Genomic DNA, 14742 nt, shown 5'->3' on the forward strand with positions numbered 1-14742 from the left:
AAGATACCTAGCCTTGGCTCGGTATCTTTTTTATGATGATTTTATGTTTTTAACTGCTCAAAGCAGGCCAACCCGTCCATAGAGAAATAATTACCATCGGAGACGCCACACTCAGTAAAATGTTAAGTCAATCTCTTTATAAAACCGATGATAAGTCACTGCTATTCGTATTTATTATTTCCCTTATTTCATCAGGCACAGAGAAAAAATCGACTTTTAATTGGTGTAATGTGTCAGGTACATTCATAGGGATATGAATATAAGTAATGCTTTGCACATTGAACTGTGCTTTAAGCGACTGTTCCGGATTAGTATTAACGGCAAATACTCCAGGAATGAAAGCATGATGTGTTACCTTTTTTGCCCAGAAGCGACTAAAGGGCAGATAATGTTCGGAATTGATATCTGAATCGCCTAAGTGCATGACAGTCACATCGTCCAAGGTCACTCGGTAAACCAAATTTTCAACATCAGCGCTTTCAGGCCAACCGACATGAGGGATACGTATCACTTCTACTTGAACGCCAGCTAAAGATAATGCTTTGGGTGGCTCACCCAGGATCATCGATATTTCATGCAACTGTGTTGTTATCTTCTTATCATCCCCTAGAAGCTTTAGTTTTTCTATTACCTGAGTTGGCGCTATCAATTGAACATTCTGATACTTATGTAAATAAGCAGATACCTCTTTTGCATCAAAGTGATCAGCATGACTGTGGCTTATAAATATCACATCAATATTTTCAAATGGCGCTTCATTTTCCAATATCTTAAATTTCAAACTTTCAGGGACTAAGCTAAATCGCTGAAAATTTTTATTAAACATAGGATCGAACAGTATTTTTTTCTGCGTGCCTACAACCAAAACCCCTTCATTCCCCAAATAATGGGCTGTCCCCAGAACGTCTTGCGTTGCAAAACTATGCGTTGAACACAGCACAACAAAAAATAGTAAACTTGTGATTAAAAAACGCATAAAACCTTCGTTTTGATTATTGAAAAATAATGACCACGTTAGTGATACCTTGATGCAAGTGAGCGTTGGCAACGAACGCCCGCTGAAGGCGCACCGTCTTTTGGCGTCGCTCTTGCTTTGATTGCTATATGCTTCACTATTTGTAGCTGGCTAAGGCTTAAACATCGCATCTCTACCAGAGAGAATTTTCCTTGATGAAGAACCATCTTTATTCATAATATAGATATCCCATCCTGTATCCGCGAAGTGTGTAAATAATATTTCGGAACTGTCGGGGGACCAGGAAGGGAAAGAATCACCAACATTATTGAATGTTAATCGTTTTTGATTAGACCCATCACTATTCATCACATAAATTTCTTGATTTCCATCTCTTTTAGACATAAAAGCGATGTGCTTGCCATCAGGAGAAACCTCAGGGTGCCATTCTTCAGCTTCATTATCTGTCAACTGGATAACCTTGCTACCATCGATATTTGCTATGCTAATCTCACTTTTTTTATCGTTGAACTCCGAAGAAAACACGATTCTTCCATCTGGAGTAAAATGGGGGTTACTTCCTTTTAGTGATTCTATTTGAGTCTGTTTGCTACCATCTGCATTCATCAGCCAGATTTCAGCCTGAAAAACGCCTTCCGGATCCTTATATTCCCTAGCAAAAACTATTTTTTTTCCATCTGGAGACCATGCAGGGACACTATCCCATTTATTTTTTTCATGAGTCAATCGTTTCCAATTCGTACCATCACTATTCATTGTATGAATAGACCAGGTCTTTCCATCATCATGATATTGTCGAACAGCAATTTTTTTTCCGTCTGGCGACCAAGTTACGTAGTCACCTGTCACATTGGGAATGTTAATACTTGATTGGCCTTCTCTATCAGTTAAATAAATTTTTGATCCCGCCCCACTAACCGCAATGATATGGGAGCTATCGAGCACAGGAGAGTCATCTTGGGCATGACTTGGGTAATTAATGATTAACAGAGAAAGTAACAGAGGTATTGAAGAGCAAATAGATTTCATGAACTTTTCCTTATCTTGAAATCAACGAATGAGTTAACTTCACTTAAGTGTGATTGAGCAAGCGCTAAAGTTAACCTATAAGGCTTCAAAAAACCTGACGTCCTTATGACTTTTAGTTGATTTTGATCTGACAGCGATAATAATAAGGAGAATGGCTTAACTTATACTGATGAGGGTTTAACTAACATACTGAAATTAAGGGATTTAAATTAGAATATTTAAATTATTGCCAAAGGGGCTAAGGGGAACGGCTGATTACATAAAAGTCACCCGGTAACTGTCACTTCAAACAGCACGTTTTCTCGAACTGCCATATAGTTAATAAAGAGCACACTTGACTCATTCTAGAATATAAGAAGGACGCGGCTTCGCCCGGCCTATTCTTATTTTTGATGTTTTTTACAGCGCCATTTTGTAAATACAAAGTACAATAGAGAGTAACCAAAAGGCTGAACAAACCAGACCTCCAAACCTAATGAATGACTATCAGTGAGATATGAGTGAACCACCCCATAAACGGCTATAGGCCACATTAGCGCCCATCCCAAATAACACTCAAGTTGATACATCCAACTTGTTTCGTTTGCATATATTGCAGAGTCTAAATTTACACCACCATGTAAAAGCAATGAAAAACCTATACGCTTAACGCAATGGTTCCCACAATCCATTTAAGTTTTAGTGAAAAAATACTAAACACTCCTGAAAACGCCGTTTTAAGCGGCGAGAAACAGTTTGCTAAAATGTGAAACGAAGTGGAACCGAGCAAACTGTTACGAGTCCGACTTTAAAACCTTGTTATATTCACATTGCGACTTTCCAATAGCCCAAATAGCCAAACCAAACAAAAAGTAAAATAATTTTTGACTTGATAGTTCTATTGCCATAGATGAACCTTGTACATGTTACGATAGAACTGAACCAATGAATATATCACCAACACTTTGAAGTATTGGAAAAAATACTAACAGAGTTGCAGCAATGTAAGCAAAATTATAAGTACTAGGGTTTGATATAAATTTCGCTATTAAAACAAGCGCAATAGATATTATGGCATTTGGTAATAAAAGAATTAGAGATGATTTTTGCACTTGTGCATCACTAGCTCCTTTAGCAAATGGAAATGTTTCAACTAATTCATTTAAGTATGAAGTAGGCTCGATAAGCCCCCAAACGGGATACAGCATAATTACAAAAGCTGCGAAAAACAGAATAAATCTAATGATTAACACCCAACACCTCCTGTGAATATAACGTTTTAGCGCGAATTTCGGAAAACATCCTAAGACAATGCTTCAACCTTCGACTCGTTTACGCTTAAATTAGTATTAATTTTAGCAACTTACCAGCTAGCATAAGGTTTATCAATCCCTTTGAGGCTGGATACTCTTTATTGAAAGGAAGTAAGAATCTAGATATTCATGAACAACCAGTTTTCGCCATAAACTATAATATAATATGTTATTGTTTTTCAACAACATAACTTGCATTTGTATAAAGCCGAGCGATTTTACACATCAAAATATTTACATAACGAGAAGCAAAAGCAAGCATTGGAGGACAGTGAGTTATAACAGCATAGCTACCCAGTATTTTAGGCTGATGCTTTTTAGTCAACAGCTAACACCAATGCTAACAAGGTGAACCATGTTGCATCTGCGAGACGACCGTCTGAGACAGGACGTCGAAGCGAGCTACATGGAAGTATATACGCGTGTCGGTGAGTAGATGCCATGGCAAGCCTGTACTCTTGGGGTCAGCTTAACTATTGACGATTCGAACTTAGCTAACTTGATGTCCAAGCTTCGCTAAGATCAAAGTCGCAGGGTTCCACTCTCTACTCACCTACAAAGAGTGGCTAAGAGGGGAAAACAAAAGTAAATCTGATCCTGAGTTTCTCATCCCCTAACCTGTCCACTGTTAAATTCCTGTAGCAACACAGGCCTATAAAAGCACTGCCAGCCACAGGCTGAAGCTGAGCACGGAAAGCAGCGTTGATAACACTACTGTGCTGCCTAAGGTTGCTTCATGCTGCTTAAGCTCGGTGGCGATAAGGTAGGCATTCACCCCTAAAGGTGAGGCGCTAAGCAGCACTAACATGGTGAGGGTTTGTGGCGCTAAATCAAAAAACCACTGCCCCATGACATACACTAAGGCGGGCAATAGCAGAATTTTAAGGCCACTTGCCAGCAGGGCTAGCTGCCAGTCTTCACCGACTTTATAAAAGCTTAAGTTGGCACCTAAAACAAATAAAGCGCAGGCGAGCGCAGGCTCGGCTAATAGATTAAGCCCAGCATCTAAGGCAGGCATTAAAGTTAGCCCCAGTGCATTGGCCACTATGCCTAAACTGATACTGAGCACCACAGGGTTGAGCACCATGTTGCGGCCAAATTTACGCCATGAAAACCCTTGATCCCCTGCCCTCGCGGCCAAGATAAAGGTCAGGGCAAACAATATGGCGCTGTGAAAGGTGATGATCATAAACACTTGGCCTATCATGGCCTCACCCAAGGCGGCGATTATGATCGGCAGCCCCACCAACACTGTATTGGAGTAACTTGAGCCTAAGGCAAACACAGCACTTGCATCGCGGCTTCGATATTGAAGTGGGCTAAAGTGACGATTTAAGCGATAGCCTAAGGTGAATACCACAAGCACTGGCAAGTAAAATGACAGTAGAACCGCCACATCGAAGCTTTGTGACAGGGGCGCCGCCAGCATATTGATAAACAAGAAGGCTGGTATGCTGACGTAGAAGGTGAATTTACTGATGCCGCCAATCTGCTCTTTAGTGAAGAATCGCAGCCGTGTCAGTGAGTAGCCTAACGCCACCATAAAAATCAGCGGAAAAATAATTGCAAAAATGGTCATAAACACCTGTGTAGTGAGCAAAATTCGGCTGTAGAGACTAACAAAAGTATGACAAAAAAGACTCAATAAAAAAGGCGCCTAAGCGCCTTTTCATCAGGAGGGTAAGAGATTACCAGCCTGTGCGAGTACGCAATGCTTTACCAATGTCAGCTAAAGAGCGAACAGTGGTCACGCCTGCAGCTTCTAGCGCGGCAAACTTATCTTCAGCCGTGCCTTTACCGCCAGCGATAATAGCGCCAGCATGGCCCATGCGCTTACCTTCTGGTGCAGTAACACCAGCAATGTAAGAAACCACAGGCTTAGTCACGTGTGCTTTGATGTATTCAGCCGCTTCTTCTTCAGCATTACCACCGATCTCACCGATCATCACAATCGCTTCAGTCTTTGGATCGTTTTGGAACATTTCCAATACGTCGATGAAGTTAGTACCAGGAATTGGGTCACCGCCGATACCTACACAAGTAGATTGGCCGAAACCTTCATCAGTGGTTTGCTTAACCGCTTCGTAGGTTAAGGTACCAGAGCGAGAAACAATACCCACTCTACCTGGCTTGTGAATGTGACCAGGCATGATGCCTATCTTACATTCACCAGGAGTGATAACACCTGGGCAGTTAGGACCAATCATGCGAACGCCAGTTTCTTCAAGCTTCACTTTCACTTGCAGCATATCAAGTGTTGGAATGCCTTCAGTGATACAAACGATAAGCTCAATGCCTGCATCGATGGCTTCAAGGATAGCGTCTTTACAAAATGGGGCTGGTACATAGATAACAGTCGCAGTTGCGCCTGTTTCAGCAACGGCATCTTTAACTGTGTTAAACACAGGAAGACCTAAGTGAACTTGACCGCCTTTACCAGGAGATACGCCACCAACCATTTTTGTGCCATAGGCAATTGCTTGCTCAGAGTGGAACGTACCCTGACCACCAGTGAAACCTTGACAGATCACCTTGGTATCTTTGTTAATTAAAACAGACATTATTTGCCCTCCGCAGCTTTAACAACTTGCTCAGCCGCGTCAGTTAGACTTGTCGCTGCTATGATATCAAGACCCGATTTTGCCAATACTTCACGGCCTAATTCGGCGTTAGTACCTTCAAGACGTACAACCACTGGCACTTTAACGCCCACTTCTTTAACCGCACCGATAATGCCTTCAGCGATCATATCGCAACGCACGATACCACCGAAGATGTTAACCAATACCGCTTTAACATTACTGTCAGAAAGAATGATTTTGAATGCTTCAGCAACACGTTCTTTAGTTGCGCCGCCGCCAACGTCTAGGAAGTTAGCAGGCTTGCCACCGTGCAGGTTAACTATGTCCATGGTACCCATAGCAAGACCAGCACCGTTAACCATACAGCCAACGTTTCCGTCTAGGGCAACATAGTTAAGTTCGAACTTAGCCGCGTGCGCTTCACGAGCATCATCTTGTGATGGATCGTGCATGGCTTTAATCTTAGGCTGACGGAATAATGCGTTGCCATCAATGCCAATCTTGCCATCTAAACAGTGAAGGTTGCCTTCGGTTGTGATAACAAGTGGGTTGATTTCTAATAACGCAAAATCATGGTCATTAAACATGTTCGCCAGACCCATAAAGATCTTAGTGAACTGCTTCATTTGAGTTGGGTTAAGACCCAACTTGAAGCCTAGATCGCGAGCTTGATAAGCTTGAGGACCGGTTAACGGATCGATAATCGCTGTGTGAATAAGCTCTGGCGTATGTTCAGCCACAGTCTCAATATCAACACCACCTTCGGTCGATGCCATAAACACAACGCGACGTGTGCTACGGTCAACCACTGCACCTAAGTACAATTCATTGGCGATGTCAGTGCAGCTTTCAACCAGGATTTTAGCAACTGGCTGGCCTTTAGCGTCTGTCTGGTAAGTCACTAAGTTCTTACCTAACCAGTTTTCAGCGAATGCTCTGATTTCGTCTTTGCTGCTGGTAACTTTAACGCCACCTGCTTTACCACGGCCGCCTGCGTGTACTTGACACTTAACAACCCACATATCACCGCCAATGTGGCCGGCCGCTTCAACTGCTTCTTGAGCAGTATCACAAGCGAAACCTTCTGACACTGGTAAACCATATTCGGCAAATAAAGATTTTGCCTGATATTCATGCAAATTCATGATGATCTATCCATATACTTCTAATAAATCCAGCTGACCCTAAAGGGCCAGCGACGAGGGTATTGTCTTACTGACTTAAAGGTCAAGCAGTAGACGGGTTGGATCTTCTAGGAAGTCTTTAATAGCCACTAAGAAGCCAACCGACTCACGGCCATCGACGATACGATGGTCATAAGAGAGTGCTAGGTACATCATGGGCAGGATTTCAACCTGACCATTGACTGCCATAGGGCGATCTTTAATGGCATGCATGCCTAAAATCGCGCTTTGTGGCAGGTTCAAAATTGGGGTAGACATCAGCGAGCCAAATACGCCGCCGTTAGTCACAGTGAAATTACCGCCGGTCATGTCGGCAACAGACAGCTTGCCGTCACGGCCTTTAAGGGCAAGTTCACGTACCGCTTTCTCGATTTCAGCTAAGTTCATGGTATCGGTATCACGCAATACTGGGGTCACCAGGCCACGAGGTGTCGATACGGCAATGCTGATATCGAAATAGTTGTGATAAACAATATCATCACCGTCGATAGAGGCATTCACTTCTGGGAAACGTTTTAGCGCTTCAGTCACAGCTTTGATGTAGAAAGACATAAAGCCTAAACGAATGCCATGACGCTTCTCAAAGATATCCTGATACTGCTTACGGATATCCATGATGGGCTTCATGTTCACTTCGTTAAAAGTCGTGAGCATAGCCGTTGAGTTTTTCGCTTCAAGCAAACGTGACGCGATTGTCTTACGCAAACGTGACATAGGCACGCGCTTCTCAGTACGGCCGGCAAGAGGCGCTACTGGCGCGGCGGCTGGTGCTGCTGTTTTAGCAGGCGCAGACTTAACGAAAGCATCAACGTCTTCTTTAGTCACGCGGCCACCCACGCCTGTGCCTTTAATCTTGCTGGCATCAAGGTTATGCTCAGCGATTAAACGGCGAACAGAAGGGCTGAGGGCATCGTTTGACTCATCAGCAGCAGGCGCAGCTGCAGGAGCGGCATCGGCCTTAGGCGCTTCAGTTGCAGCAGCGGCTGCGGCACCTGCGATAAACTTAGCAATCACTTGCTCACCAAGGACAGTGTCGCCTTCTTGGAATAAAAACTCGCTGATTGAACCATCTTCTGGCGCAACCACTTCAAGCACGACTTTATCAGTCTCGATATCGACTAAGTTTTGATCGCGAGAAACCTGTTCACCAGGCTGAACGTGCCAAGTCGCAATCGTTGCATCGGCAACAGATTCTGGCAGTACGGGTACCTTGATTTCGATACTCATTGAACGCTTTCCTTTTTTTAAATTATCTATTACGACAGTTTTAACGCACTATTCACTAATGATTCTTGTTGCTCTGCATGCAGGCTTGGGTAACCACAAGCTGGCGCCGCAGACGCTTCACGACCGGCATAAGTCAACTTAGCCGTCCCTGGAATAGCACTCCAGAAGTGATGCTGACTGCTGTACCAAGCGCCTTGGTTTTGCGGCTCTTCCTGACACCAGACAAAATCGGTCACATGCTGATATTCGTTCAGGGCAGCAACCATTTCCTCGTGAGGGAATGGATATAACTGCTCAACACGTAATATGGCAATATTGGTCAGGTTTTCTTTACGGCGTTTTTCCAGCAATTCGAAATACACTTTACCGCTACAGAACACCACGCGGTCAACCTTGCTGCTGTCTAAGCTATCAATTTCACCAATGATATTTTGGAAACTACCTTCGGCTAATTCTTCCAGGCTAGACACGGCTAACGGATGACGCAGTAGCGACTTAGGCGACATAACCACCAGTGGACGACGCATAGGACGCACCACTTGACGACGCAGCATATGGTAAACCTGTGCTGGGGTTGAAGGCACGCACACTTGCATATTGTGGTTAGCACAAAGCTGGAGGAAACGCTCTAAACGGGCGCTCGAGTGCTCTGGACCTTGGCCTTCATAACCATGGGGTAATAACATAGTCAGGCCACATAAACGGCCCCACTTTTGCTCACCCGAGGATAAGAACTGGTCAATAACCACTTGGGCGCAGTTGACGAAATCACCAAATTGCGCTTCCCAAATCGTTAAACCACCCGGCTCTGCGGTGGCATAACCGTATTCGAACGCCAGCACTGAGGCTTCTGATAACACAGAGTCTGTGATATCAATCGGGCCTTGTTCATCGGCAATATTGCGCAGTGGCATATAGGTACTGCCATCATTTTGATTATGCAATACCGCATGGCGATGGAAGAAGGTACCACGGCCAGAATCTTGACCTGTGATGCGCACCCGGCGCTTGTCTTCTAGGATACTGGCATAGGCTAAGGTCTCGGCAAAACCCCAATCCAGTGGCTTGTCGCCCTTCGCCATGGCTTCTCTATCACCACAAATTTTCGCCACACGAGACTGAAGTTTGTGACTTTCAGGCACTGAGACTAACTTGTTGGCTAAGTTCTGTAACCGCGCAATAGGCATAGTCGGGTCATAGGGTGCATCCCAATCTTTACCTATGTAGGGGCTCCAATCCACCGGACGCTCAGACATCGGACGCCACTCTTTCACCACGCAGTCGCCGTGATCCAGCGCATCACGGTAATGGTTGATTAAACCTGTGACATCTTCTTCGGCAATGCTATTTTCAGCAATCAACTTGTCGGCGTAAATCTTACGCGGCGTTGGGTGCTTCTTAATTTTTGCGTACATCAAAGGCTGAGTCGCACTAGGCTCATCGGCTTCGTTGTGACCATGACGGCGGTAACAGACTAAATCAATCACCACATCACGCTTAAACTCATTGCGATAATCAACCGCCAACTGGGCGATAAAGGCAACCGCTTCAGGATCGTCAGCATTGACGTGGAAAATTGGCGCCTGCACCATCTTAGCGATATCGGTACAGTATTCCGTTGAGCGCACATCGGCTGCATTTGAAGTAGTGAAGCCCACTTGGTTGTTCACCACTATGCGTATGCTACCGCCCACTTTAAAGCCGCGGGTTTGAGACATGTTGAATGTCTCTTGCACTATGCCCTGACCTGTAATAGCGCTGTCACCATGAATAGTGATAGGCATTACCCGCAGGCCATTTTTGCAATTAAGCCTGTCTTGACGAGCACGCACACTGCCGATAACCACAGGGTTAACAATTTCTAAATGCGACGGGTTGAAAGCAAGCGCTAAGTGAACGTTGCCACCTGGAGTCACAAATTCAGACGAGAAACCTTGGTGATACTTAACGTCACCTGAACCGTCTCTGTCTGTGTGTTTACCGGCGAACTCATCGAAAAGTTCAGCCGGACGCTTACCCAGTACGTTAACTAATAGGTTTAAGCGACCACGGTGAGCCATGCCCACAACGATTTCTTTAGTGCCAGCAGAGCCTGCGCGATAAATAATTTCACGCATCATAGGCACGAGTGCATCGCCGCCTTCAAGGGAGAAACGCTTAGCACCGGGGAACTTAGCGCCTAGGTATTTTTCCATACCTTCTGCCGCGTTCAACCCTTCGAGAATGCGTCTCTTAGTGTCTTTATCGTAGTTAGCCTTACCTAAGGTTGGCTCAAGACGTTGCTGGATCCAACGTTTCTCATCTGTGTCGGTAATGTGCATGTATTCAGCACCAATCGAACCACAGTAAGTGCTTTTAAGCGCCTTAACGATGTCAGACAATTTCATGGTTTGACCGCCTAAGGCGAACGAACCTGTATTGAATTCTCTTTGCATGTCTTCATCATTAAAATCATGGAACTTAGGATCTAATTCAGACACGGCTTCACGCTTCCACAAACCCAATGGGTCTAAGTTAGCGTTTTGATGACCACGGAAACGGTGGGCATTGATCAATTGCAGTACTTTAACTTGCTTCGAATCTAATTCTGGATCGCTGACGCTTCCCGCGCCTTTTAATCGACCCGCTAAAGCGACACTTCGAAAATAGTCACGTACTTTTGAATGGGCAGCTTCTGGCACTTCTGCAGAGGCACCATTTACCGGAGGGAGATTATCAAAAACGACGCGCCAATCAGCAGCAACTGAATCAGGGTCTACTTGATAGGCTTCGTACATCTCTTCTACGTAGGTCGAGTTAGCACCACTTAGATGTGATGATTCGAGCCAGGCTTTCATGATGCCTTGGTGCATTGTTATTCCTTCCAAACTTGATACACGAGCTTAGCCATTTACATACATGTGGTAAGGCGACTCCTTACACACAACTCATGTTACGACGGGCCTATTATTAATAAGTCGGTCATAACCGTCTTCCTTTAACACACAAAAGAGTCATTCCCAAAATGAGAATGACTCTTAACCGAACTAGCGGGTAGACATACCCAGTTCTAATGCGTGCATTTATACCGCTCGCTTGAGTAGCATTGACTTAATATGACCAATGGCTTTAGTAGGGTTTAAGCCTTTTGGACACACATCAACACAGTTCATGATGCCATGGCAACGAAACACACTGTAAGCATCATCAAGTTCTGATAAACGCTCTTCAGTGGCCGTATCACGGCTATCAATCAAGAAACGGTAAGCATGTAACAAACCACTTGGACCGATAAACTTATCCGGATTCCACCAGAAAGATGGGCAAGCAGTTGAACAACAAGCGCACATAATACATTCATACAAACCATCTAAGTGCTCGCGCTCTTCAGGTGATTGTAAATGCTCACGTGCTGGCGCCTTCTCATCATTGATAAGGAAAGGCTTAATTTTTTCGTATTGCTTATAGAATTGAGTTAAATCAACCACTAAGTCACGAACAACCGGCATGCCTGGTAATGGGCGTATTTCAATCTTCTTACCCTTTAAGGTTGAAAGTGGCGTGATACACGCCAAGCCATTTTTACCGTTCATGTTAACGCCGTCTGATCCACACACACCTTCACGGCATGAGCGACGGAACGCTAAGGTTGAGTCTTGTTCTTTAAGCTTTATAAGTGCATCTAACACCATCATATCGGAGCCGTCTGGCACTTCTAAGATGTAATCCTTCATGTAAGGCTTGGTATCTACATCAGGGTTATAACGATACACTGCAAATGTTAATTTCATCTTTGCAACTCCTGCCTTAGTAGGTACGTTTAATCGGTGGGAACGCTGCACGTAGCTTAGGTGACATATTCACATCACGCTTGCGCATTTCCACTGTCACAGGGTCAAATATACTGTGGCATAACCAATTATCATCATCACGGTCCAAGAAATCTTCACGTGAATGTGCACCACGGCTTTCGGTACGGAAGTTAGCAGCGTAAGCCGTTGCTAATGCCGTTGCCATTAAGTTATCTAGCTCTAAGCACTCAATACGTTGAGTATTAAATTCTTTTGAATTGTCAGATAACTTTGCATTTTCAAGACGCTTCTGAATGGCCTGTAACTGTTCTAAGCCTTCAGCCATGGCATCGCCACTGCGGAACACAGAGAAGTTAAGTTGCATGCACAATTGAAGATCTTTACGGATGACCGCAGGGTCTTCACCGTCTTTGTTGCTTTCCCAACGGTTTAGACGTGCAAGTGATGCGTTGATTTCGGCTTCAGTTGGCGCTTTTGGATCGGCAGTTTCATCCAGTGCCTTACCTAAATGCTGTCCTGCTGCGCGGCCAAAGACCACTAAATCCAGTAGCGAGTTACCGCCTAAACGGTTAGCACCGTGGACTGATACGCAGGCAATTTCGCCCACTGCAAACAGACCTGTCACTTCTTGTTCTGTGCCGTCTTCATTCATGCGAATAACCTGGCCGCTCACTTTAGCAGGCAAGCCACCCATCATATAATGACAGGTTGGCAGTACAGGGATTGGACCATCGGCCGGATCGATATGGGCAAAGGTACGTGATAATTCACACACACCAGGAAGACGGGCTTCTAGGGTCTCTTTACCTAAATGATCAAGCTTCAATAAACAATGTGGGCCTAATGGACCATCGAGGCCACGACCTTCACGAATTTCAGTCATCATAGAACGTGCTACCACGTCACGAGATGCTAAATCCTTGGCGTTTGGTGCATAACGCTCCATGAAACGCTCGCCGTCTTTGTTTAGCAGGTATCCACCTTCACCACGACAACCTTCGGTCACCAACACACCTGCGCCAGCAATACCCGTCGGGTGGAACTGCCACATTTCCATGTCTTGTAATTGAACCCCAGCACGCGCTGCCATACCCACGCCATCACCCGTGTTGATATGAGCGTTAGTGGTTGAGGCATAAATGCGCCCTGCACCGCCAGTGGCTAGTATGGTTGCCTTAGCTTTGAAATAAACGATGTCACCGGTTTCGATTTCGATTGCAGTACAACCGACAATCACGCCGTCTTCGTTTTTCACTAAATCAAGGGCATACCACTCAGAAAACACTTGGGTTTTATGCTTAACGTTTTGCTGATACAAGCAGTGAAGCAAGGCATGACCGGTACGGTCCGCCGCTGCCGCGGTACGGGCCGCTTGCTCGCCACCAAAGTTTCTTGATTGGCCGCCAAAAGGACGTTGATAAATAGTGCCGTTTTCAAAACGAGAGAATGGCAGACCCATGTGCTCTAGTTCTATGATGGCTTCTGGACCTGTTTGACACATAAATTCGATAGCGTCTTGGTCACCGATAAAATCGGAACCTTTAACTGTATCGTACATGTGCTGTTCCCAGTGATCTTCATGGGCGTTGCCTAAGGCGACAGTAATACCGCCTTGAGCCGATACCGTATGAGAGCGGGTTGGGAATACTTTTGATAACAGCGCGCAGCTCTTACCTTCTTTAGAAATCTGCAATGCAGCGCGCATACCAGCGCCACCGGCGCCGATTACGATTGCATCAAATTCGCGTACTGGAATACTCACTAGACACCCCACACTATAATGATGCCGGCCGCTAAATAGCTAAATGCGGTCACGACGAAGGTAAACTGTAAAACACCACGTAAAGCCGTAGACTTAACGTAATCTGTCAGCACTTGCCAAATACCAATCCAAGCATGGATCAATAAGGCAATCAGGGTTACCAGTGTAAAGACTTTCATCGGTAGGGTGCTAAAAAGACCGTGCCAAATGTCAAAAGTCAAAGGGGAGCTGCAGGCAATAAAGCCAACCAAAAAGATGGTATAACAGGCTAAAATAACCGCGCTTGCGCGTAATAAAATATAGTCATGAACACCGCTGCGTCCAAAACTTGCTGCGTTTGTTACCATACCCAAACCCCCGCGATGATAGAAAAGGCTGCTGCTAACACAAATAGTGCCTTAGCGGATGCAGTACCAGACTTGAATTCTTCCCAACAACCGGCATCCATGATCAAGTGACGTATGCCACCTAATAAGTGATAACCCAGCGCCGTTAAGATACCCCAGAGGATAAACTTCATCACGAAACCATCGAACAAGGATTGTACGCTAGCGAAACCTTCGGCTGATGTTAAGGTCGAATTTAACAACCAAAGAAGGATACCGATAGCAAACAGCATAATGACACCGGAAATACGGTGAAGGATCGACACAATCGCTGTTGCAGGAAAGCGAATGGTCTGCAGATCTAGATGGACAGGTCTTTGCTTTTTCACGTTCTGCTCACTCAGCTCCATTGAGCAAATTTGCTTCAAAGAGCACTTATTTTTGTTATGTATATCGTCTTTGATTAAATTTTCTACTTAAATAGCTGGCAAAAACTTCAATCAAAAACATACTTAATGCAAACACCTAACCAATTGAGAAATCACTAGTATGTGTAGGAATAGCGAAATGTTC

12 protein-coding genes are annotated in these 14742 nt (G+C 44.8%); all 12 read right to left on the reverse strand.

What is annotated here, in order from left to right:
• Window positions 1–136: 136 nt before the first annotated feature.
• The 12 genes from SDEN_RS11325 to sdhC all read right to left on the reverse strand — a co-directional run bounded on the left by SDEN_RS11325 (window position 137) and on the right by sdhC (window position 14579).
• Window positions 137–976 carry an MBL fold metallo-hydrolase gene (locus tag SDEN_RS11325; protein WP_157599855.1) on the reverse strand — a complete coding sequence of 280 codons (840 nt, stop codon included), beginning with the start codon at window positions 974–976 and terminating at the stop codon, window positions 137–139.
• 150 nt (window positions 977–1126) lie between these two features.
• A complete protein-coding gene (locus SDEN_RS11330; protein WP_011496613.1) occupies window positions 1127–2005 on the reverse strand; it encodes a TolB family protein in 879 nt (292 codons plus the stop codon).
• A gap of 905 nt (window positions 2006–2910) precedes the next feature.
• Window positions 2911–3237: a hypothetical protein gene (locus SDEN_RS11335; RefSeq protein WP_049763024.1), complete on the reverse strand. Its 327-nt coding sequence runs from the start codon at window positions 3235–3237 to the stop codon at window positions 2911–2913.
• Between the two features lie 712 nt (window positions 3238–3949).
• On the reverse strand, window positions 3950–4876 hold the full coding sequence (locus tag SDEN_RS11340) for an AEC family transporter (protein ID WP_011496614.1): 927 nt from the start codon (window positions 4874–4876) through the stop codon (window positions 3950–3952).
• A 109-nt stretch (window positions 4877–4985) separates the two neighbouring features.
• On the reverse strand, window positions 4986–5858 hold the full coding sequence (gene sucD, locus SDEN_RS11345; protein WP_011496615.1) for a succinate--CoA ligase subunit alpha: 873 nt from the start codon (window positions 5856–5858) through the stop codon (window positions 4986–4988).
• Window positions 5858–7024, reverse strand: coding sequence for an ADP-forming succinate--CoA ligase subunit beta (gene sucC, locus SDEN_RS11350; protein WP_011496616.1), 1167 nt, complete (start codon window positions 7022–7024; stop codon window positions 5858–5860). Before sucC ends, sucD begins: the two co-directional genes overlap by 1 nt.
• A 75-nt stretch (window positions 7025–7099) precedes the next feature.
• Window positions 7100–8290, reverse strand: a complete 1191-nt coding sequence (odhB, locus tag SDEN_RS11355) for a 2-oxoglutarate dehydrogenase complex dihydrolipoyllysine-residue succinyltransferase (protein WP_011496617.1) — start codon at window positions 8288–8290, stop codon at window positions 7100–7102.
• A gap of 29 nt (window positions 8291–8319) precedes the next feature.
• Window positions 8320–11142, reverse strand: a complete 2823-nt coding sequence (sucA, locus tag SDEN_RS11360; protein WP_011496618.1) for a 2-oxoglutarate dehydrogenase E1 component — start codon at window positions 11140–11142, stop codon at window positions 8320–8322.
• 210 nt (window positions 11143–11352) lie between these two features.
• Entirely contained in the window at window positions 11353–12060 is a 708-nt protein-coding gene (locus SDEN_RS11365) for a succinate dehydrogenase iron-sulfur subunit (protein WP_011496619.1), read from the reverse strand.
• Window positions 12061–12076: 16 nt separating this feature from the next.
• Window positions 12077–13843 carry a succinate dehydrogenase flavoprotein subunit gene (sdhA, locus tag SDEN_RS11370; protein WP_011496620.1) on the reverse strand — a complete coding sequence of 589 codons (1767 nt, stop codon included), beginning with the start codon at window positions 13841–13843 and terminating at the stop codon, window positions 12077–12079.
• Entirely contained in the window at window positions 13843–14190 is a 348-nt protein-coding gene (gene sdhD / locus SDEN_RS11375; RefSeq protein ID WP_011496621.1) for a succinate dehydrogenase, hydrophobic membrane anchor protein, read from the reverse strand. Before sdhD ends, sdhA begins: the two co-directional genes overlap by 1 nt.
• Window positions 14184–14579, reverse strand: coding sequence for a succinate dehydrogenase cytochrome b556 subunit (gene sdhC / locus SDEN_RS11380; protein WP_011496622.1), 396 nt, complete (start codon window positions 14577–14579; stop codon window positions 14184–14186). The genes sdhD and sdhC overlap by 7 nt, the downstream gene beginning before the upstream one ends.
• Window positions 14580–14742: the final 163 nt, after the last annotated feature.

This window comes from Shewanella denitrificans OS217, from assembly GCF_000013765.1.
GTDB classification, from domain to species: domain Bacteria; phylum Pseudomonadota; class Gammaproteobacteria; order Enterobacterales; family Shewanellaceae; genus Shewanella; species Shewanella denitrificans.